The sequence below is a fragment of the Burkholderia sp. A9 genome, assembly GCF_000801975.1.
Map to the genome: position 1 here is coordinate 45,768 of NZ_JSZN01000027.1, position 20,499 is coordinate 66,266.

The window sequence follows — 20,499 nt, forward strand, 5'->3', positions numbered from 1 at the left end:
TTTTTTGACTCGAATCGGGTTGCGTTGCGGCCCGATCTTCCGGAGAATTTGGCATTGAACGAGCAATTTGCGATTTTTTTGGAATTCGATGCCAATGAAGCTGGATGCTATCGACCGGCGGATCCTGAGCGCGCTGCAGCGCGACGGCCGCATGCAGAACGTGGAACTCGCGCAGGAAGTCGGGCTGTCGCCGTCGCCGTGCCTGCGGCGCGTGCGGCTCCTCGAGGAAGCGGGCGTGATCGAGAAATACGTGGCCGTGCTGAACCCGGCGAAGGTCGGCAAGGGGCTGACGATCTTCACGCGCGTGTGGCTGAAGGGGCAGGACGCGGAATCCGTGAACCGCTTCGCCGAAGCCGTCCAGCAGATGCCGGAAGTCGTCGAGTGCCACCTGATGGCCGGCGACTGCGATTTCCTGCTGCGCGTGGTGGCGGCCGACATCGACGACTACCGGCGCTTCCAGATGGAATATCTGACGCGCATTCCGGGCGTGCTGAGCGTGAAGACCGACATCCCGATGCAGAAGGTCAAGCTCACGTCGGCGCTGCCGACGTAACGCTGAGCGGGTGGGCGAGGCCGAATGGAACGACGGTCATCGGCCGGTGACAATGGCTCGATAAACTGGCGGGACAAGCCGCTTCGCCGCACACCGGATGCACCGCCATCCGGGATTCGATGCGCAAGCAACTAACGGTCAACCGTGAAGCGACCGGACGGGCACGCGCGGATGCGCGCAGCGCCCGGCGCCGGACGGTGCGTCTTTCTTGTCGGGTCATTCATGCAGCCATTCAACACGCCGTGGAATTCGCTGGAAATCGTCAAGCTCGTGCTCGGCGTGCTGACACCGCTGTCGGTCGCGTGCCTCGGCTGGCTCGTCGCGCGCCGGCTGAAGCGGCTCGAGCTCGTGCAGTGGACCAACCAGCGGCTGATCGAGAAGCGGCTCACGCTGTATGACACGGTCGCGCCGCAGCTCAATGCGCTGCTGTGCTTCTACACGTGGATCGGCTACTGGAAGGACATCTCGCCGGACGACGTGATCCGCGCGAAGCGCGAACTGGACCGCACCTTCCACATCTACCGCTACCTGTTCGACGAGGACGTGTACGCCGCGTATCACACGTTCATCCACGCGCTGTTCGAGGTGCACACGGGGCCCGGCCGCGATGCGCGGATCCGTTCGCTGATCCACGCGCCCGACGGCGACCGCAGCGTGCACGGCACGTACGAATGGAAGCCGGCCTGGGGCGAGCGGTTCTCGACCGCGAACGTGACGGACAAGGCCGACGTGCTGCAGCACTACACGCGGCTGATGGAGCGGCTGCGCGTGGCGCTGGGCGCGAATCGCTGAAGGTTGCGCGGGCTCGCCGCCGGGTATCGAAATTCGCTACCCGGCGGCGCGGATCGGGCCTCTGACGCACGAGGCGGATGCGTGATGTGGCCGAGGCTGACATGCTGGCAGCCATGTCCACTCGCGCGAGGTCCGCATGCTTGTCGACACGGGGGGCCGGCCACCGATCACCCGCCGGCCGGGCGGACGCCGGCGGCGTCCAGGCTTCGTCGGCGCGGCCGATCCGAACCAGCTGCCGTTGCCGGTCGAACCCGAGATCGGCGACATCGTGTTCATCCGCGTGACGGTGCGGCCGTTTCTCGAAGTGGCGCGTGCGACGCGAGCGTGGACCAATCACGTCGGGATCGTCGTCGGCGAGCGCGGCGGCGAGCCGCTCGTCGCGGAGAGCACGTTTCCGCTGTCGCGCGTGACGCTGATGTCGCGATTTCTCGCGCGCTCGGATCGCGGCGCGTGCGTGATCGCGCGGCTGAAGCAGCCGCTCGACGCCGCGCAGCGGCGCCGGCTCGTCGACGCGGCGATGCGCCGGATCGGCGTGGTCTACGACACGGGTTTCAATCTCGCATCGCGCCGGCAGTTCTGCTCGCGCTTCGTGCGCGAAGTGGTGCGCGATGCGACGCGGATCGTGCTCGGCGACGTCGAAACCTTCGACACGTTGCTGCGGCGGAACCCCGATCATCCGCTCGGCTTCTGGAAGATCTGGTATTTCGGCCGGATTCCGTGGCAGCGCCGCACGGTGACGCCGGCGAGCTTGTTCGAGAGCAGCGAGGTGCGCGTGGTCGCGGATACCCGCGACGCTGCCGCCGGTCGCGTCGATTGATGCGCGGACGACGCCTTTCCCCAGCCCTCAATGCCGGCCCGCGACCGCAAGCCGCGCGGCCAACCCCACGAACACCGTGCCGAGCAGATACTGCGGCAGCTTCGACGGCCGGCGGCGCGCGCCGATCCGCTGGCTCAGCCGGCTGGCGGACAGGATCACCGCGCCGTTGACGACGAGCCCGATCAGGTTGAGCACCGTCGCGAGCACGAGAATCTGTACGGCGATCGAGCCGTGCCCGGGGCGCACGAACTGCGGAAACAGTGCGAGTACGAACAGCGCCATCTTCGGATTCAGCAGGTTCGTCGTCAGGCCCTGGCGGAAGATCGCGGCGCTCGAGTGGCGGCGCTGCGACGCGACGGGCGATAGCGCGGTCGCATCCGAGCGGAACGTCTTCCACGCGAGATAGAGCAGATACGCGGCGCCGGCGAAGCGCACGGCATCGTAAGCGACCGGTACCGCGACGAAGAGCTGCGACAGCCCGAGCGCGGCCGCGAGCGCATGACAGTAAGTGCCGGCCTGAATGCCCGCGAGCGTGGCGAACCCCGCGCGCCGGCCCTGGCTCACGCTGCGCGACGCGATCAGCAGCATGTCGGGGCCGGGCGTGGCGGTCAGCGCAAGACACGCGCCGGAGAACAGCGCGAGCGTGGAGAGGTCGATCATGGAAGTCCCTTTTTGCCGGAGAGGCGTGAAAGGGAGGTCAGTGTAGGAAGGCCGCCGCGGGCGGTCAACTCGCGAGTCCGCGAGGTGGCCCGGACGGCGGCTCCGCGGTCGCGACTGAACCGGCCGCTACGACACGACCGCTTCGGCGCTCATCCGCCGCAGCTCGGGCACGCACGAGCCGCACTGCGTGCCGCATTTGAGCTGGGTCTGCAAGCCTGCGAACCGCTCTGCCGGTGTCGCGGTCGCGGGACATGCCGACAGGACCGCACGAATCTCGTGCTCGCTGATCCCCACGCAATTGCAGACCGCGCGGCCGCGTGCGGGCGCCGCCTGCAACGGCACGCGCCCCGCGAACAACAGCATCCGGCCGATCGCGCCGACGCCGGTGCCGCTGTCCACGTAGTCGCGCAGCACGGCGGCACTGTCCTCGGTTGCGCCCGCTGCGCCCGACACCGAGAACGCGGTCAACACGCCGTCGACCACGCGCACGCGGCGGGCGGTGCCAGGCTGCAGCGCGAGTTGCGCCGATTCGTTCACCGCGGATGGTGCGCGGCAATCCCGCGGACGTGGACGAGCGCGGAAGTGACGTGCGGCCGGCGAGCGCGTGGCGATCGGACCACGTGCGTCTGCAGCCGCCGCAGCGCGACGGCTGCGACGGCCCGCCGGCCATCCGGCGCGTCGCTCAGTCCTTCGCGACCACGTCGATGCGCAGCGCTTCGCCGCCGGCGACGATCGCCAGCAGACGATCGACGTTCGGGTGCGCGCCCGGGCGGTTGCGTGCGTCGGCGGTGTGCTCCGCGAACACGGCGAGACCATGCTCGGCCGCCTTCGCATCGAGCGTGCCGAATGCCTGCTTCAGGTAGTTGTACACCGCGAGCGAGCCTTGCTTGCCCGGCTGGTTCTCGATGCTGGCGACCACGTCGCCGTTCGCGCCGACGAGATCGATGCGGGCGACGCCGTCGATGGCCGGCAGTTGCGCGAGGTTGTCCTTGAATACTGGGGTCGGTTGAATCACTGAAAATACTCCGTCGGTTCGGTCATGGGCCAATCGGCGTGGCCGGCCGTATCTTATCCGATCGGCCTGGGTGCGTCGGCCCGCGCGGTCAGCCGAACTCGCGGCAATTCCATTCATGTGACGATTGCGGGGGCGCGATGCGGCGATGCAGCTTCGGGCACCCGCGCATTGCGTAACGCGGCATCATGAAATACCGTGGACGACAACCATCGACAACGTCGAACTCCTGACTAATGCGCGTAACAGGCGCGAAGCGATTCGCTTGACTGCTGCGGGCGCAGGGCGTGATCGAGCCCGGCTGCACCCGCTGCGACTGGTCTGCAAGAACCCGGAGGGCGCGCGGGTGCGGCGGGACCGAACCGGGCCATCGGTGACAGGGAGGCATGCGATGACGCTGCCGGATGATGCGACCGTACTGGAGCGTTTTATCGCGTGGGAGACGGCGCGTCGCCACCACACCTATCTGACGCAGCCCGGTCCCGACGGTTCGGTCGTCGATTACTCGTGGGGCGAGGTCGGCGACCAGGCGCGTCGCGCGGCCGCGTATCTCGTCTCGCTGGGTTTGCCGAGGGGAAGCCGCATCGCGCTGCTGGGCCGCAACAGCGCGCACTGGATCGTCGCCGATCTGGCCATCATGATGGCCGGCATGGTCAGCGTGCCGCTCTATCCGGCATTCAGCGCCGAGTCGGTGCGCTACGTGCTCGGGCACAGCGAAGCGAAGCTGCTGCTGCTCGGCAAGCTCGACGGCATCCACGACAACTGGGCCAACATTCGCGAGAGCGTGCCGGCGGATTTGCCGCAGGCGGCGCTGCCGCTGTCACCGCGTCGGGACCTCCTCCAGTGGAGCGAGATCCTGGCCGCGCATGCGCCGCTCGCCGACGTGCAGTTGCCGGCGCTCGACGAGCCGGCCACGATCGTCTATACGTCGGGCACGACCGGGCAGCCCAAGGGCGTGGTGCTGTCGCACGGCAGTCTCGCTGCCGCGTACCTCTCGATGCTGCGCAGCGGTCACTGGGACACCCGGCAGACCGCGCGCGGCTTTTCGTATCTGCCGCTCGCCCACGCGGCCGAGCGCGCGGCGGTGGAAGTCGCGTCGCTCGCGTTCGGTTACCGCGTGTTTTTCGCCGACTCGCTGGCGACCTTCGTCGACGACCTCAAGCGCGCGCGCCCGACCGTCTTCTTCTCGGTGCCGCGGCTCTGGACGAAGTTCCATCTCGGCATCAACGAGAAGATCGCCCCGCGCACGCAGCGCTGGCTGTTCGCGGTGCCGGTGGTGGGACGGATCGTCAAACGAAGGATCCTGCGCGAACTCGGGCTCGACCAGGTGCGTCTTGCCTTCACGTCGTCCGCGCCATTGCCGGACAGTCTGATGCGCTGGTATCGCGACCTCGGTCTCGAATTGCTCGATGTCTACGGGATGACCGAAAACTTCGCGATCTCGCATGCCAATCTTCCCGGCTGCCCGCGTCTGGGCAGCGTCGGCCGGCCGCAGGTCGGGGTCGCCGCCCGCATCGGCGCGGGCGGCGAGATCGAGGTGAAAAGTCCGACCCAGATGCTGGGGTACTACAAGGAACCCGAGCTGACCGCGCGGCTGATGACGGCAGACGGCTATTTCCGGACGGGGGACTGCGGCGAAATCGATGCGGACGGTTTCCTCAGGATCACCGGGCGCATCAAGGATGCGTTCAAGACGCTCAAGGGCGAATATGTCGCGCCTGCGCCGATCGAGCAACAGCTCGCGACGCATCCGCTGCTCGAAGCCGTCTGCGTCGCGGGCGCGGGGCTGGCCATGCCGTTCGCGCTGCTGATGCTTTCGGTCGACACGCGCATGGCGGTCGCGGCCGGCCGGCTCGACCGGGCGGTGTTGACGCGCGAGTTCGCGGTGCTGCGCGAGCGCGTCAACGCCGGCGCGTCCGCGCACGAGCGGTTGCAGTTCCTCGTCATCGTCAAGGACACCTGGACGGCCGAGAATGCGCTGCTGACGCCGACGCTGAAGATCCGGCGGGGTGCGATCGAGGGGCGTTACGCACAGTGCGCGGGTGAGTGGGCCGCGCTCGGGCAGCCGGTCGTCTGGGAAACCTGACCGTCGCGCGAGCGATCGTCGATAGAGGATGTTGGTTCGGTGACGCGATGCAGAGCGTTGATGGTCGGGCCTTCGTTGCCGGGATCCGTACGCACGCTGATCCCGTCGCGACCGTGCGGCGCCCCGCATCTTGTCGTGTCATTCGAATGAAGCGGGGCGGGCCACCGGCCTGGCGGCCATCGGCATCGTGCGGCCTTTTCCGCTACAGTGGGAGATTGCAGGCCATGCACGCCGCCCACGCCGGCACGACGCGGCCGTTCCGCAATCGCACACGAGGGCCCCGATGGACACTGAGCAACGCTACACCGCCAACGCGCCGACACGCGCGGAAGTCGACGCACTGGCCGGTACCACCGTCATCGAGTTCGGCGCGAACTGGTGCGGGATTTGCGCGGGTGCGCAGCCCGCGATCGTCGCGTCGTTCTCCGCGCATCCGGCCGTGCGGCATCTGAAGATCGAGGACGGCCCGGGCCGGCCGCTCGGTCGCTCGTTCGGCGTGAAGCTGTGGCCGACGCTGGTGTTCCTGCGCGACGGCGTCGAAGTCGCGCGCGTCGTGCGCCCCGCCGATGCGAAGCAGATCGAAGCCGACGGCTTCGCCGCGCTCGCCTGAGGTCGTCATCATGCAACAGGCCATCACGCACATCGGCGTCGACGCGCGCGGGAGCGGCCTCGTCGAGTTCACGCCGCAGGTACGGGCATTCGTCGACCAGCAGGCGATCCGTACCGGCCTGCTGACCGTGTTCTGCCGCCACACGTCTGCGTCGCTGCTGATCCAGGAGAACGCCGACCCGTCGGTGCAGCGCGATCTCGAACGCTACTTCGCGGCGCTCGCGCCCGAGGACGACACGCGCTACGAACACGACACCGAAGGGCCCGACGACATGCCGGCGCACCTGCGCACCGCGCTCACGCAAGTGCAGCTGTCGATTCCGGTCGAGCACGGACGCATGGTGCTCGGCACCTGGCAGGGCATCTACCTGTTCGAGCATCGTCGCGCGGCGCACCGCCGCGATATCGTGCTGCACCTGATCGGCGAGTAAGCGAGTAAGCGAGTAAGCGAGTAAGCGAGTAAGTGAGTAAGTGAGTAAGCGAGGGTACGCGATGGAAAGCGCGGGAACGCAAGCACGCGAGCCCGTGACGGATGGCCGCCGCGTTCAGCCGAGCAGCTTCTCGACGAGCGCGCCGAGTTCGCGCAGGTGAACGGGCTTCGGCAGGAATTCGTCGAACACCTGCTGGTTCTCGCGCAACTCGGCCGATTCGTACGCGCTGACGCCGAGGATCGACGGGAACCGGCCGTCGTCGTCCGGTTGCGCGACCATCCGGATGCGGTGCGCGACTTCGAAGCCGCTCAGGTCCGGCAGCTCGAGATCGAGCACGACGAGGTCGTAATGCGCGTCGCCGAAGCGCGCAACGCCTTCGTGCCCGGTGCCGCACAGATCGGCGTCGAGACCGAGCGCCGACAGCATCGCGCCGAGCGTTTCGCGCGCGTTGTCGTTGTCGTCGACCACGAGCGCGCGGCGGTTGCGTTGCGCGGCGGCGGCTAGCCACGCGGGCGCGTCGCCGGCCGTTTCGCCGGTATCGGGCACCTCGGCCGGCAGCGTGACGACGAACTCGCTGCCTTCGCCGACGACGCTGCGCACGTCCACATGGCCGCGCAGCGTCGTGACGATTTCGCGCACGACGGCGAGCCCCATGCCGATCCCGTCCACATGCAGGCCGACGGCGTCGTTCGCGCGGTAGAACGGCTCGAAGATCTTCGACAGATGCGGCTTCGCGATGCCGGCGCCCGTGTCGCGCACGGCGAGCTTCAGCTGCCGGCCGGCCGGTGCGTCGACGAGCGTGATCGCGATGTCGATCGATCCGTCGGCCGTGTACTTCACCGAGTTTTCGATCAGGTTCGACAGCACCTGCCGCAACAGCTTGCGATCGGAGCGGATCGCGAGATCGTGCGGCTCGACCTGTTGCGCGACGTCGATCCGCTTGGCCGTGATCTTCGCACGCAACGGATCGAGCACCTCGGCGAGCAGCGACGCCATGCCGACGGTCTCGGATTCGGCGAGGCGCTTGGTCGAGCGCAGCTTGATGTAGTCGGTCAGGTCCTTGACCAGCGCTTCGAGCGACGACGCGGAGTTCTGCAGCCGCCGGATCGTCTTCAGGTTCGCGTCGGACTGCGGCCGCGCGAGCAGGATCTCGATCGACCCACAGATGGCCTGCAGCGGTGTGCGCAGTTCATGGCTGACCATCCCGAGGAACGCGTTCTTCGCCTCGATCATCTCGAACGCGCGGTCGGACGCCTTGCGTTCCGCGTCGAGCGCCGCGTCCTGCCGCTCGAGCAGGTCGTCGCGCGTGCGCATCGTATAGAACAGCAGCAGGAACAGCGCGCACAGGATCACGCCGAGAATGATGCCGAGCGCGAGGATCGCCCGCTGTTTTTCCTTCAGCTGGTGGAACGTGAAATCGCGCTGCGCCATCTCGATCGCGCGGAAGTCGTTCGCGAGGCCGTTGACCTTCGGCCAGTACGTAGTGACCTCGTCGATCACGCGTGGCGCGTCCATCGGTGCGGCGCGCAGCAACGGCACGTCCTGCTTCAGGCGCGCCATGAATTCGCCGAGCGCCGCGATCTGGGCGCGTGCGCGCGGGATGCGCAGCCAGTATTCGGACACCTCGGACGGCCGCTGCAGGAACCCGAACGACACCGACAGGCTGTCGAGCTGCATCTGCACGTGATCGTAGTCGTCGTCCACGTGGGTCGCGTAGAGAATCAGCTGGCGGTCGAAGCGCGTATAGGCATTGCGATATTGCGCGGCGGTCCAGAACACGCCTTCACGCGGCCCTTCGAGCACGCCCTCGTTGACCGACGTCGCGAGCAGGTCCCACAGCAGGAACGCCCACGCGGCGAATCCCAGGATCCACAGCGATCCCAGGACCACGATGACTTTTCGGTTCTTCCATCGGCCACGTGTCATGTCGCATGCTTACTTCACGGTCAGGCCGATGATCTGCCATGCGAACTTGGCTTCGCCGAGCGGCGTCTTCAGTTCGTCGGGATACTGGTCGCGCGGATACATGACCCACAGCGGGCCGTAGTTGTCGTTGCCGAGCACCTTGCCGTTCATCGTGCGCGCGAGGATCACGCCGTACTTGTCGGCATCCGACACAGGGATGGTGAACGTGTATTCGTCGATGCAGCGGAACTCGATCTGCGTGCCGTGCGCATCGACGGTCTTCAGCACGTCGGACAGGCGCGGGCCGGTGAAGGTCGCCTTCGGCGTCCAGCTCGTCGACGTGACGATCGTGTGCTGCGGCAGCGCCATCAGCGCCTGCTCGGAAAAGACGAACGTCGTCTTGCCGGGCTGGTTGCTGCGGCCGATCTTGCCGTCGACGGTAAACGTGAACGACGCGGCCCAGCACGCGGCGGCCGTGCCGAGCAGGCCGGCCATGAGCAGGCTCTTGATCCAGATGGTTGAAACTCGCATGTCTTTCCCCTTGGTCGTGTTCGTGTGCGGGTCGGTTGTCGCCGTGGTCTCAACTCGCGGCGGCGACGGCCGGCAGCGCGACCTTCAGTTCGCGCGCGACTTCGGCGAACAGGATCGGCAGGCGCACGGGCTTTTCCTCGCAGCGCGCGTTGTAGTGCGACACGATGTGCGCGATCTCGTCCTCGCTCGCTTCGCCGGTGGAGATCTTGCCGGTCAGCAGGAAGATCGGCGCGCCGCCGTTCTCGCTCGACCGGATGCCGCGCACGAGCTCGGCGGCCGTCTGGTCGCCGAGCATCCAGTCGAGGATGTAGCCGTCGAAATCCTCGACTTCCAGCGCCTTGCGGAACGACGCGCCATCGTAGTAGGGGATCGCATTCACCCCTTTTTCGATGAAATATTCACATACCGTCTCGGCGACGTCGTGCGAGTCGTCGACCACGGCAATCCGCGCCGCGTACACGTTCGGCTGAGTCGAGCGCAGTTCGACGACGTCGACCGGATACGTGCGCCCCTCGCGCGCGTGCTGGCGTTCGGTGACGATCCATTCGCCCTGCCATTGCAGCGCGACGAAATCCGTTTCGCTCTGGCTGCTGGCCTTGGCCGAGATCGCGGCGCGGCAGCGGAAGCGGCGCGACTCGATCACGAGCGTTGCGTCGATCATCTCGGCGGCGGCGGGCTGCGTGCCCTTGTCGTCGAGCAGGATCGCGGGCGGCACGCCGAAGTGCGTCGCGATGTCCTGCAACTGCGACAGGTTCCACGGGATCAGGCCTTTCATCTTGCGCGTGACGACCGAGAAGCTGAGACCCAGCACGTTCGCGATCGTCGTGTTGTGACTGCGCGGCGGAATGCCGTTGCGCGTCAGCAGATCGCGCACCTTGGTGGCAGTGATGAGATCGACGTTGGCCTGCTCGCTATTGGACATCTCGACGGGGTCTCCTGGGTTTTAGAGACGAGGAGCATATTCAAAAGTGACGCGATATGCAAACTTTGAAATTGCAAATCACCTTGACATGCCATATTTCTCCATTATTATTGCTCACCACGTCACTATTGTTTGTTGCGTCAGGTTTGGAGGCCGGTGTCGACAGCAGTCGACCCAGCGAAAGGCGCAGCCAGCGCGTGACTGAACGATTCGAAGAGAGCCTGAGAGAGCCTTGGACTGCGTGTCGGCGTGGGTGAATTGTATTCGCCTCGCCGCACGCAAGCCGGGTACTTGCTCGCGGGGGATGGCGCGAAGCAGTGCGGCGCAAATAACACGTAGGGAAAGCGCAAATGGTTCGCCGTTTACTGGCACCGGGGTTGCTGTTGCTGGTGGCCGCGAGCGCGCGGGATCCGTCCGTCACTGGCAACACGGTGCGGATCTGCGACGATACAGGTTGTTCCGACCACCCCAAAAGATCAGGTTTCCTATCAAAATAAGGGCGATGCCGACGACCGTGGGGATCCGCGCATCGTGTCGCTGAAGCAGGCCGCGAAAACCCAGCCGAAGGCCGCGTACGACCTCGGCCTGCGTTGTTTCCGCGGCGACGGCGTGCGCCAGGACAGCTACCAGGTACTGAAGTGGATGCGCGACGCCGCCGAGCGCGGCGACCGGAACGCGCAGAAGGCGCTCGGCAGTTTCTACCTGTTCGGCCTCGAGGAGATGGGTTCCGATCCGCGCGAAGCGGACAAGTGGCCGTCGATCGCGGCGAGCCGCGGCGACAAGGAATCGAAAATGCTGCTCGAGCTCGCGCGCAACGCGAAGAAGGAAGACGAGGAAGACTGGAAATGGCGCACGCAATGGCGTGATGTCTATTACGACTACTGGTACTCGGGCTATCCGTACTACGGCGTCTGGCATCAGACGTACTGGTACGACTGACCGGACCGAAAGCAACGGGGGCTGCTGCGGGGAGACCACCATCGCGCGCCGTGCCGGGGAGTTTATCGACGTTCGCACGAACACATAAACCGAACAGCGACTCGATCGATAACGACATGAAGACCATCCTTTCCCAACGTCTCACTCAAGGTGCGCTGGGTGCAGGGTTTTGCGCGTCCGTCGCCGGTTGCGGCGGCATGGTGACGCCCGCCGCGAATCGAGCGCGGCTTGTCCGGTGGATGGGTCCCTCGTGCCGCGATTTCGTGACGACTTCTCGTTCGAGTTCAAAATCCCCAATCATACAAGTCGTACGTGTACTAAAAAGATAATGCATGACTGATTTTCGCAGTGTCGTTTGGCATGATCGGGCTACCACTATCCCGAGTGTTTTCATCGTGACGTCCGGCCCGGCAGGGAATCTGCCGCTGGTCCGCACCCCGGGCGCCGTCACGCCAGGCCATGCCATACAGCACGCTTCAGTCCATCCGCCGCTACCAGAGCATCTCGATGTTCGGGGGCGGCATCGTCGTCACGATCCTGATCCTGATCGCCTGCGGGCTCGGGATCACGTCGATCGTCTACGGCTATCTGGACGGCGAGCGGCGCAATTTCCTGAGCGGTGTCGAGGAAACCGTCGGCGTGGTGCAGGTGGCCGAGACATCGTTCCGTAACGGTGTCACGAATACGCAACTCATCTGGCGCGAGCTTGGTCCTGCGCCGGCGGACGTCATGAAGGCGTTCTTCGACCACGGCCAGCAGCTTGCGATCAAGCCGTATCCGTCGCTCGTGGTCGGCGTGCCGGGGCAAACCGCGCAGCGCGACGACGTCTCGCGCTATCTTGCGCTGTCGTTCCTGCTGTCGCGCATCGGCGCGGCGAGTTCGATCAATCGCGGGCGCACGCTCGAGGGCTATCACTACAGCACGCGCACGGGGGTGTTCGGCTTCGTACCGCATCTGTCGCGCGACAATCCCGCACTCGCGTCGGCCGATGCGCGCGCGCAGGTCCTCGCGGCGCTGCACGTCGATTTCGACGGCCCGGCACCGGCCTCGAACGACGGTCGGCCACAGGTCCGCTGGTTGCCGCCCTACCTCAATCCCGTGACCGGGCAGGCTCGCATCCGGATTGCCGCCGAGGCGCGCGCCGGCGGCCAGTCGTTCGCGGTGCTGGTCACCGAGTATGCGCCGGAATACCTGCTGTCCTGGCTGCCCGGGCACGGCACGGCCGGCGTGTTCTTCATCACGTCGGCGGACAACCGGGTGATCGCGATCGATCCCGATGTCGAGCGCACCAACGCGCTGACCGAGCGCCTGTTGAAACTCGACGTTGCGCGTGACGGCCACGCGCCCGGCGAGCCGCGCTTTCGCGACGGCGCGATCGTGTTCGACAGCAAGCTCGCGGCAACCGGCTGGACGATCGCCTATGCGCTGTCGTGGGCCGACGTGGCGGCCGGCATCGGCGTGCAGGCCGGCGCGCTCGCGGGCGCAACGCTCGTCGCGCTTGTCGTGATGTGGCTGCTGCTCGTGCGCTTCCACCGGCGCGTGCTCACGCCGGTCTACGCACGCTCGGCACGCGTGTTCGACAGCGAGGCGCTGTGCCGCAGCGTGATCGCGATGGCGCCGGTCGGCATCAGCCTCGTGTCGCTGTCCGACCGGCGCGTGATGCTCGCGAGCGACGCGCTGACGCAAATGCTGTTGCCGCACGGCGGCGATCACCGCGCGCTGTCCGTGCAGGTGCTCGAGAAGTACGATGCGTTCGTCGCGAACGGCGGGGCCGGCCAGGCGATGATGACCGAGCTCGTGCTGGATGCACGCGGCGATGCGCCGCTGCATCTGGAGATCATCGCGCAGGGTGCGCGTTACGAGGGCGAGGACGTGCTGATCGCGATCTTTGCCGATGCGACCGCGCAGCGCCGGCTCGTGCATCAGCTCGAGGAGGCGGTGCGCGCGGCCGATTCGGCGAATGCGGCCAAGTCGTCGTTTCTCGCCGCGACGAGCCACGAGATCCGCACGCCGCTGAACGTGATTCTCGGCAATCTCGAGCTGCTCGAACGCACGGCGCTCGATGCATCGCAGCAGAGCCGGGTACAGACGCTGCGCGCGTCGGCCACGGGGCTGCTCGCGATCGTCAGCGACATCCTCGATTTCTCGAAGATCGAAGCCGGCGCGATGTCGGTCGAGTCGATCGAGTTCGACGTGATCACCGCGATCGAACGCGAGCTCGCGGCCTTCGCGTCGGTCGCGAAGGCGAAAGGGCTGGCGCTGTTCGCCGATATCGATGCGGACGGCGCGCAGCGGATGCGCGGCGACCCGACGCGACTCGCGCAGGTGATCGGCAACCTGTTGGGCAACGCGATCAAGTTCACGAGCGAAGGGCGCATCGTCGTGCGCGTGTCGGTCGGGCGGAATGCGCACGGCGCAGCGGAACTCGCGATCGGCGTCGAGGATACCGGCATCGGGATCGATCGCGCGCAACAGGCGAGGCTGTTCAAGCCGTTCTCGCAGGTCGACGCGTCGATCACGCGGCGCTACGGCGGCACGGGGCTCGGGCTCGCGCTCTGCGATCGGCTGGTTGCGGCGATGGGCGGGACGATTGCGGTCGACAGTGCGCCGGGCATCGGCAGCCTGTTTACCGTGCGCCTGCCGCTGTGCATGGGGATTGCGCCGAAATCCCCGGTCGGTGCGGTTGCGTGCGCCGGCCAGACGCTGATCGTCGTGTCGCCGGAGGACGCGTGGCGCGCGTTCGCGTTCCCGCATCTGCGTGCATGGGGTTTCGACGTCGCGATGCATCCGAGTCCGATCGGGATTGCCGCAGGGTGCCTCGCGCGTGCACACGCGATCGTGCTGTTCGGCGATTCCGACCATTGGCGGCGCGAGGAGCTCGACAGCCTCGGCGGCGGCACGCCGATCGTGCTGGCGACGCCGGACGGCCCGCTGCAGCCGAACGTCGCCGGCCGCACGATCCGCGTGTCGAGCTATTCGCTGAACGGGCTGCGCACGGCGATCGAGCAGGCCCGCGTCGCCACGGTCGAATTGCCGCGCGGGCCGGGCCGCGCGGCCGATGCCGCCCGGCTGGCGGTGCCGGTTGCCAGCGCGCGTGTGCCGCGCGTGCTGGTTGCCGACGACGCGTCGGTCAACGGGTCGATTTTCCGCGAGCAACTGGACGTGCTCGGCTGCGTGGTCCGGTGCGTGTCGTCCGGCGGCGCGGCGCTCGACACGCTCGCTGGCGGCGCGTGGGACGTGCTGCTGCTCGGTGCCGACCTGCACGACATGTCGGCATGCGAACTGGCGGAGACGGTCCATGCACGCGCGCTGCCGTGCGACATGATCGTCGTGGCATCGCATCTCGCGCCTGACGACGCCCGGCGTTACGCGGCATCGAACGTCGAATGCGTGCTGATCAAGCCGGTGACGCTGGCCGACCTGCGTCGCGGTCTCGCACGTATCGCGCGGCGGCGCGGGATCGCGTTTCACGCTGGCGCGGCGGACGAGCGGCCCGCGTCGAGCGTCATGGCGGCCGCGGCGGCGCACTGGCCGGGACGATAAGAAAAAGCGACGTCAGGGTGACGTAGATCGCCTGCGTCAAAACGGGGAAGGCAGACACGCCGCATCGCTTCGGTGTCGCGTGATTTCGACTGAAGAAGGAAGGGTAAGGCCGTGCGCTATATGGGAAAGGTGTTCGGGCTGCTGCTTGGATTTGCGACGCTACCGGAGAAATCCAGACGGGATTTCCTCACGAAGCTGAACGAATTCATGATGATGTCGCCATCGCAGAAGCGGCGGATCATCACCGAGTGGCAACACGCCGCGGATGATGGGTCGGTCGAACCCGACAAATCCGCGGTCAAACGTTAGGCGGCGGCTCCGGCCGCCCTGCGGGACGCGACCGATCGGCAGCGTCGGGGGCGCTGCCGATCGGTCGCGTGTGGGCGTCGGATCAATGCAGGTTCATGCGGCAACGCCGTGCCGGGCGCGTCGCCCGGCGAGGCTGCGGTTGCATCGGATCGGTGCGGGCGCAGGCCGCCATGCCCGATCGCGTCGCCGCGACGCAGAACCCGTCTATTGTCTTAAAATTGCGCAGCGCACCGCCCGGTTCGCCGAACGTTGCAACGCGACCGTGTTGCGGGATCGACTTGAATCACGGCGCGTCGTACAACATGGCACGTTAGGCCGCGTGTATCGGGAGAAGAACAGAGATGGATGAATTTTTTGTGCGAGTGATGGTGGCGGACGATCATCCTTCGGCCGCACTCGGGATGTCGCAGGCGCTCGCGGGCAGTAGCACGATCAAGCTGCTGGGTACCGTCTCCAATTCGACCGACCTGGTGGCGATGCTCGATGATCAGCAGAGCGACGTACTCGTCGTCGATTACGTGATGCCCGGCGGCAAGTATGGCGACGGCCTGTCGTTGCTGTCGTTTCTTCAGCGTCGCTACCCGGCGCTGCGCCTCGTGACGATCACGATGATCGATAACCCGAGCGTGCTGCTCGCGATTCAGAAGCAGGGCGTCGGATGCATCCTGAGCAAGTCCGATGCGATTTCGCACCTGGTCGGCGCCGTTCATGCGGCGTTCGTCGGGGCAAATTACCTGTCTCCGTTCGTCAAGAAGCTGCTGGAGGAATGCCGTCCGTCCGCGGGTGTCCGCACGCTGACAGCTCGCGAGATCGAAGTCGTGCGGCTTTACGGGGCCGGCCTGACGGTCGGCGAGATCGCCATCCAGCTGCATCGCAGCAAGCAGACGATCAGTTCGCAGAAGTCGAGCGCGATGAAGAAGCTCGGCATTGTCCGCGACGCCGATCTGATTCGCTACGCGAGCGAGGGCCAGTTGCCCGACTCGCCCGCGACCGATGCATAGACGGGCACGCGGCGGGCCGTACCCAATGAACCGCACGACGCATGACGCCGTGCCGGCGCCGATGCGACTTCGACGACACGTATGCCCACCAAACTGAAAACACTGATCGCGCATACCGCCGCCGCGGGCCGCAGGCCATTCGAGCCCGGGCGTGTCCGGCGTCAGCAGCAATGGCTGCTATATGGGAGCGGCGTGGCGATTACCGTGTTCGTGCTGGTCTGCACGGCACTTGTCGCACGACTCGACCTGCAGGAATCGGTCGTGCGGTTCCGATCGGATTTCCTGGTCCGCAAGGCCGGCCTGCTGGCGGAGATGGAGGTGGTCAGGGCACTCCAGAATCGCTATGTCGAAAACCTCGAGATGATAGCGAGGCATGGCCCGGCTGCATCGCCCGCTACGCTCGGGCGGTTCGTCGACGATCGCGGCAGGTTGGTTGCCGTCGGCCAGGCGGGGCGTGTGACGTTCGCCGCGTTCGCGGTTGCTTCATCGTCGCAATCGGCGAGCGCCTACGCCCCCTTGCTCTGCAGACTGCTGGCGCAGGGCGAGGTCACCGGCATCATGCCGTTGCAGCAACCCGGTGACCCGGGAATGGGCGGATATCTGGTCGATCCGGACGGCAATTTCGTCGTTGTGACCGGCTCTCCGCTGGTCAAGCAGATGCTGGCGCTCCCGGCCGGTTTCGACATCAAGGCACTGGTTCGGCAGTTGCAACCGTCGCGTGAGTTCGTATCGGCGGCTGCCGCACCGGATTACCGGAAGATTCTGCTCGACCGGCGCGAGGACCCGCTGGCCGGGCACGCGGTGCTGCGGTTCGTGCAGGCGGTGCGCGACGCGCAGGGCAAGCCGATCGCATGGTTCGTGGTGGTCACCTGGCCTGCGATCGACGATTTTCTCCGCTCTTCGGCCGCCGGCAAGGATTATGCGCTGGTCAGTCCGGGCGCGCAGGTCCTGATCGGCCGTGAAGCCGATTCCGTGCTGACTGCCCGCGCCGTCGATTTTGCGCAGGCGGCCGGTGGCGAACGGGCGATGGCCCATCGGGTGGGCATGAATATCGTGATCGGCGACCGGATGCCGGGGTTCCGCGAGGTGCTGACCGCGACGATGTCGTGGCGCAGCCTGTTTGACGACGTGGCCGTCCGCCTGGGTATCGCCGTCGGTCTTGCCGTTCTCGCGATCGGAACGGTATGGTTCGTGATCCTGATGTTCGACCGGCGCGCGCTGCGTCCCGCGAACCGTCGTGCGATCCGTCTGATCGAGAGCGAGGCGCTGAACCGCACGCTGATCCGCACGGCACCGGCCGGGCTCATGCTGCTGTCGCTGGCCAATGGCGACACGATGGTGCGCAACGAGGCCGCACTGGCCTACGACGATACCGGAACGGCGCCGCCGCTCGGCAAGCGTATCTGGCAGGCCTATCAAGGCAGAATCGCGGGCGGGCGGGCGCCACGCGTCGTCACGCACGAGTTGTCGGTCGACCTCGTCGGTGGTGGCACGGCCTATCTCGCCGCGCATATCGTCCGTACGCGTTTTCGCGGTGTCGACGTGCTGCTCTGCACGCTCACCGACATCACCGCACGCAAGCAGGTCGAGCACACGCTGCGCGAGGCGCGTGAAGCCGCGGACGATGCGAACAAGGCGAAGTCGACGTTCCTCGCGACGATGAGCCACGAGATTCGCACGCCGCTGAACGCGATCGTCGGCAACCTCGAGCTGATGGAGCGCGCGCCGTTGCCGACCGACGAGCGGCGACGGTTGAGGACGGTGATGACGTCGTCTGACGCGTTGCTGCGCACGATCAGCGACGTGCTCGACCTGTCGAAGGTCGAGTCCAACCAAATGGTGCTCGAGGCCATTTCGTTCGATCTGCGCGCGATGGTGCGCGATGTCGCGGCGATCTTTCGCCCGCTCGGCGATGCGAAGGCGCTCGTGCTCGACTGCCGGATCGCATCGGAACTGGCCGATGGTTACGTCGGCGATCCGACCCGCCTGCGCCAGATCGTCTCGAACCTCGTCAGCAACGCGATCAAGTTCACCGAGCGCGGCAGCGTGACGATCGACGTGCGTCCGGCTGCCGCTTTCGGCAATGCGCACGGCGTCGACATCTCCGTGCGCGACACCGGGATCGGCATTCCGCCGGAAGCGCTCCCGACGCTGTTCGACGTATACGTGCAGACGGATTCGTCGATCTACCGGCGGTTCGGCGGCACCGGGCTGGGGTTGCCGCTCTGCGGCCGTCTCGCGCGCTTGATGGGCGGTGCGCTGACAGTCGACAGCCGGCCCGGAGCGGGCACAACGTTCGTCGCGTCGCTGCCGCTTGCGGCGGCGCCGTCCGGGTGGCGTGCCGCGCTCGACGACGCACCGGCAGCGGCGCTCGCGCTGCCGATGCAGGTGGATGACGGCGCGCCGCTGCGCGTGCTCGTTGCGGAAGATCACCCCGCGAGCCGTGCGTTGCTGCGCGATCAGCTCGATGCGCTGCACTACGATGCGACGATCGTCACGAACGGCATGGAGGCAATGCGCGCCTACTTCGCGCAGTCGTTCGACGTGGTGCTGACCGATCTCGGCATGCCGGAGCTCGACGGCTTCGCGCTCGCCAATTTCCTGCGCGAGCAGGGTGCGACGGTGCCGGTGATCGCGATGACCGCGCATGCGACCGACGAGGACCGGCGACGGTGCGCGGAGGCGGGCGCCGTGGAGGTGGTGCTCAAGCCGCTGTCGATCGCAGCGCTCGACGCAGTGCTGCGCCGGCATGGCCAACGCGAGCCGACAGCGGGATCGAACCCGGTGGCGGCAAGTGCCGCGCCGGTCATGACGGACGAGATGCGCGACAAGCTGCGAACGGCGACGCTGCATTCGCTGGCCGTGATCGACCGTGCGCTTGCGCACGGCGACATCGAGTCCGTCAGGATCGAGTTGCACTCGATGCGCGGCGGTTTCGCGCTGGCGGGCGACGGCGACGCGAGCGCCGCGTGCGCGGCGATGGAGCAGACCGTGCATGCCGGCGATCGGCACGCGCTCGAGGCGGGCTGGCCCGACTGCCGGGAGCACGTCGAGCAGGCGCTCGAGCGGTTGGGGTAGCACGGTGCCTGACGGCAGCTCACGCAGGTATCGCAACGGCCGAATGGATCGATCCTCGTATCGGCGTCGGTGGTCATCGACATGCCCGCTGACGTCGCGTGTGGAGTCAGCGTTGCACCGTTAAGTCAGCGTGACGATGAGCCGCTCGCAGGACTTCAGCGACGTGGCGAGCGGGACGCTGCGTTCGGAGGCCAGCGTCTTCCCGCGGTGTTTCGCTTCTGCCTCGCCGCTCGGCTGCCGCGCGGGCTCAACCTTCCCGAAAAATCCTGCTGTATGCGCTCAACGCCGGGACCCCGCCGAGATGCGCATACAACACCTTCGACCCCGGTTCGAATTCGCCGCGCCGCACCTTGTCGATCATCCCGTGCATCGATTTCCCTTCATAGACGGGATCGGTCAGCATGCCTTCCAGCCGGGCACACAGTCGAATCGCGTCCAGCGTGCCGTCGTTCGGCAGCCCGTATTCCGGCCCGGCATAACGTGTGTCGAGCACCACGTCCTGCTCGTCGATATCGCGGCCCAGCCCGACCAGCTCGGCCGTGTGCCGCGCGATGCGCGTGATCTGTTCGTGCGTGCGCTCGGGCGTCGCCGACGCGTCGATGCCGATCACGCGATCCGCGCGCCCGTCCGCCGCGAAGCCGACGACCATCCCCGCCTGCGTGCTGCCCGTCACCGAGCAGACCACGACGTAATCGAACTTGAAGCCAAGCTGCGCTTCCTGCTCGCGCACTTCTTCCGCGAAGCCGACGAACCCGAGCCCGCCGAGCGGATGCTCGGAACAGCCGGCCGGAATCGGATACGGCTTGCCGCCCGCCTGCCGTACGCTCTCCATCGCTTCTTCCCAGCTGCGGCGAATGCCGATGTCGAAGCCGTCGGCAACGAGCCGCACGTCGGCGCCCATCATCCGCGACAGCTGGATGTTGCCGACGCGGTCGTACACCGGATCCTCGTAGTTGACCCAGTGCTCCTGCACGAGCACGCACTTCATTCCGAGATGCGCGGCGACGGCCGCGACCTGGCGGGTCTGGTTCGACTGCACGCCGCCGATCGACACGAGCGTGTCGGCGCCTTGCGCAAGCGCGTCGGGGACGAGGTATTCGAGCTTGCGCGTCTTGTTGCCGCCGAACGCGAGGCCGCTGTTGCAGTCCTCGCGCTTCGCGTACAGCTCGACCTTGCCGCCGAGGTGCGCGCTCAGGCGCTTGAGCGGCTGGATCGGCGTCGGGCCGAACGTGAGCGGATAACGGGGGAAACGTTGCAGATTCATCGACAAGCTCCGAGAGGCGGTGGGCGGGAATTCGAATCGGTCGGGCA

At 66.8% G+C, this 20,499-nt stretch carries 16 protein-coding genes and 2 pseudogenes; 11 read left to right on the top strand and 7 right to left on the bottom strand.

Going from position 1 to position 20,499, the window contains the following annotated elements; translation table 11 throughout:
- Positions 1 to 94: 94 nt before the first annotated feature.
- The 3 genes from PI86_RS12550 (at position 95) to PI86_RS12560 (ending at position 2,162) form a co-directional block, all read left to right on the top strand.
- Positions 95 to 553: an Lrp/AsnC family transcriptional regulator gene (locus tag PI86_RS12550; protein ID WP_039322714.1), complete on the top strand. Its 459-nt coding sequence runs from the start codon at positions 95 to 97 to the stop codon at positions 551 to 553.
- A gap of 222 nt (positions 554 to 775) precedes the next feature.
- Positions 776 to 1,345 carry a hypothetical protein gene (locus PI86_RS12555; RefSeq protein ID WP_014900504.1) on the top strand — a complete coding sequence of 190 codons (570 nt, stop codon included), beginning with the start codon at positions 776 to 778 and terminating at the stop codon, positions 1,343 to 1,345.
- A gap of 136 nt (positions 1,346 to 1,481) precedes the next feature.
- On the top strand, positions 1,482 to 2,162 hold the full coding sequence (locus PI86_RS12560) for a YebB family permuted papain-like enzyme (protein WP_039322717.1): 681 nt from the start codon (positions 1,482 to 1,484) through the stop codon (positions 2,160 to 2,162).
- Positions 2,163 to 2,189: 27 nt separating this feature from the next.
- On the opposite strand, the gene PI86_RS12565 is transcribed toward PI86_RS12560, so the two are convergent.
- The 3 genes and pseudogenes from PI86_RS12565 to PI86_RS12575 form a co-directional block, all read right to left on the bottom strand.
- Complete coding sequence (locus tag PI86_RS12565; RefSeq protein ID WP_039322721.1) at positions 2,190 to 2,822, bottom strand: LysE family translocator; 633 nt, start codon at positions 2,820 to 2,822, stop codon at positions 2,190 to 2,192.
- 126 nt (positions 2,823 to 2,948) lie between these two features.
- A pseudogene (locus tag PI86_RS12570) lies at positions 2,949 to 3,326 on the bottom strand ((2Fe-2S)-binding protein); the annotation flags it as partial.
- Positions 3,327 to 3,504: 178 nt separating this feature from the next.
- On the bottom strand, positions 3,505 to 3,837 hold the full coding sequence (locus PI86_RS12575; protein WP_039322727.1) for a DUF2322 family protein: 333 nt from the start codon (positions 3,835 to 3,837) through the stop codon (positions 3,505 to 3,507).
- A gap of 388 nt (positions 3,838 to 4,225) precedes the next feature.
- On the opposite strand from PI86_RS12575, the gene PI86_RS12580 reads away from it, so the two are divergent.
- From PI86_RS12580 to PI86_RS12590, 3 genes are all read left to right on the top strand, one after another.
- Positions 4,226 to 5,920 (top strand): AMP-binding protein, encoded by a 1,695-nt coding sequence (locus PI86_RS12580; RefSeq protein WP_039322730.1) that lies wholly within the window; start codon positions 4,226 to 4,228, stop codon positions 5,918 to 5,920.
- A gap of 283 nt (positions 5,921 to 6,203) precedes the next feature.
- Positions 6,204 to 6,530, top strand: a complete 327-nt coding sequence (locus PI86_RS12585; RefSeq protein WP_014900495.1) for a thioredoxin family protein — start codon at positions 6,204 to 6,206, stop codon at positions 6,528 to 6,530.
- 10 nt (positions 6,531 to 6,540) lie between these two features.
- Positions 6,541 to 6,960: a secondary thiamine-phosphate synthase enzyme YjbQ gene (locus PI86_RS12590; protein ID WP_039322733.1), complete on the top strand. Its 420-nt coding sequence runs from the start codon at positions 6,541 to 6,543 to the stop codon at positions 6,958 to 6,960.
- Between the two features lie 114 nt (positions 6,961 to 7,074).
- On the opposite strand, the gene atsR is transcribed toward PI86_RS12590, so the two are convergent.
- From atsR to PI86_RS12605, 3 genes are read right to left on the bottom strand one after another with little or no spacing between them, the layout of a single operon-like run.
- Positions 7,075 to 8,886, bottom strand: a complete 1,812-nt coding sequence (atsR, locus tag PI86_RS12595; protein WP_039322738.1) for a hybrid sensor histidine kinase/response regulator AtsR — start codon at positions 8,884 to 8,886, stop codon at positions 7,075 to 7,077.
- Positions 8,887 to 8,895: 9 nt separating this feature from the next.
- Positions 8,896 to 9,396, bottom strand: coding sequence for a molybdopterin-dependent oxidoreductase (locus PI86_RS12600; RefSeq protein ID WP_039322740.1), 501 nt, complete (start codon positions 9,394 to 9,396; stop codon positions 8,896 to 8,898).
- A gap of 49 nt (positions 9,397 to 9,445) precedes the next feature.
- A complete protein-coding gene (locus tag PI86_RS12605) occupies positions 9,446 to 10,318 on the bottom strand; it encodes a response regulator (RefSeq protein WP_039322743.1) in 873 nt (290 codons plus the stop codon).
- A 350-nt stretch (positions 10,319 to 10,668) separates the two neighbouring features.
- Here PI86_RS12605 and PI86_RS12610 point away from each other — a divergent pair.
- The 5 genes and pseudogenes from PI86_RS12610 to PI86_RS12630 all read left to right on the top strand — a co-directional run bounded on the left by PI86_RS12610 (position 10,669) and on the right by PI86_RS12630 (position 19,188).
- A pseudogene (locus PI86_RS12610) lies at positions 10,669 to 11,257 on the top strand (tetratricopeptide repeat protein).
- A gap of 459 nt (positions 11,258 to 11,716) precedes the next feature.
- Positions 11,717 to 14,800, top strand: a complete 3,084-nt coding sequence (locus tag PI86_RS12615) for an ATP-binding protein (protein ID WP_039322747.1) — start codon at positions 11,717 to 11,719, stop codon at positions 14,798 to 14,800.
- Positions 14,801 to 14,920: 120 nt separating this feature from the next.
- Entirely contained in the window at positions 14,921 to 15,109 is a 189-nt protein-coding gene (locus PI86_RS12620; protein ID WP_082012228.1) for a hypothetical protein, read from the top strand.
- A 341-nt stretch (positions 15,110 to 15,450) separates the two neighbouring features.
- Positions 15,451 to 16,110, top strand: coding sequence for a response regulator (locus PI86_RS12625; RefSeq protein ID WP_039322753.1), 660 nt, complete (start codon positions 15,451 to 15,453; stop codon positions 16,108 to 16,110).
- 81 nt (positions 16,111 to 16,191) lie between these two features.
- Positions 16,192 to 19,188: a hybrid sensor histidine kinase/response regulator gene (locus tag PI86_RS12630; protein ID WP_039322756.1), complete on the top strand. Its 2,997-nt coding sequence runs from the start codon at positions 16,192 to 16,194 to the stop codon at positions 19,186 to 19,188.
- Positions 19,189 to 19,435: 247 nt separating this feature from the next.
- Here PI86_RS12630 and PI86_RS12635 read toward each other — a convergent pair whose 3' ends face one another.
- Positions 19,436 to 20,452, bottom strand: a complete 1,017-nt coding sequence (locus PI86_RS12635) for a 1-aminocyclopropane-1-carboxylate deaminase (RefSeq protein WP_039322759.1) — start codon at positions 20,450 to 20,452, stop codon at positions 19,436 to 19,438.
- Positions 20,453 to 20,499: the final 47 nt, after the last annotated feature.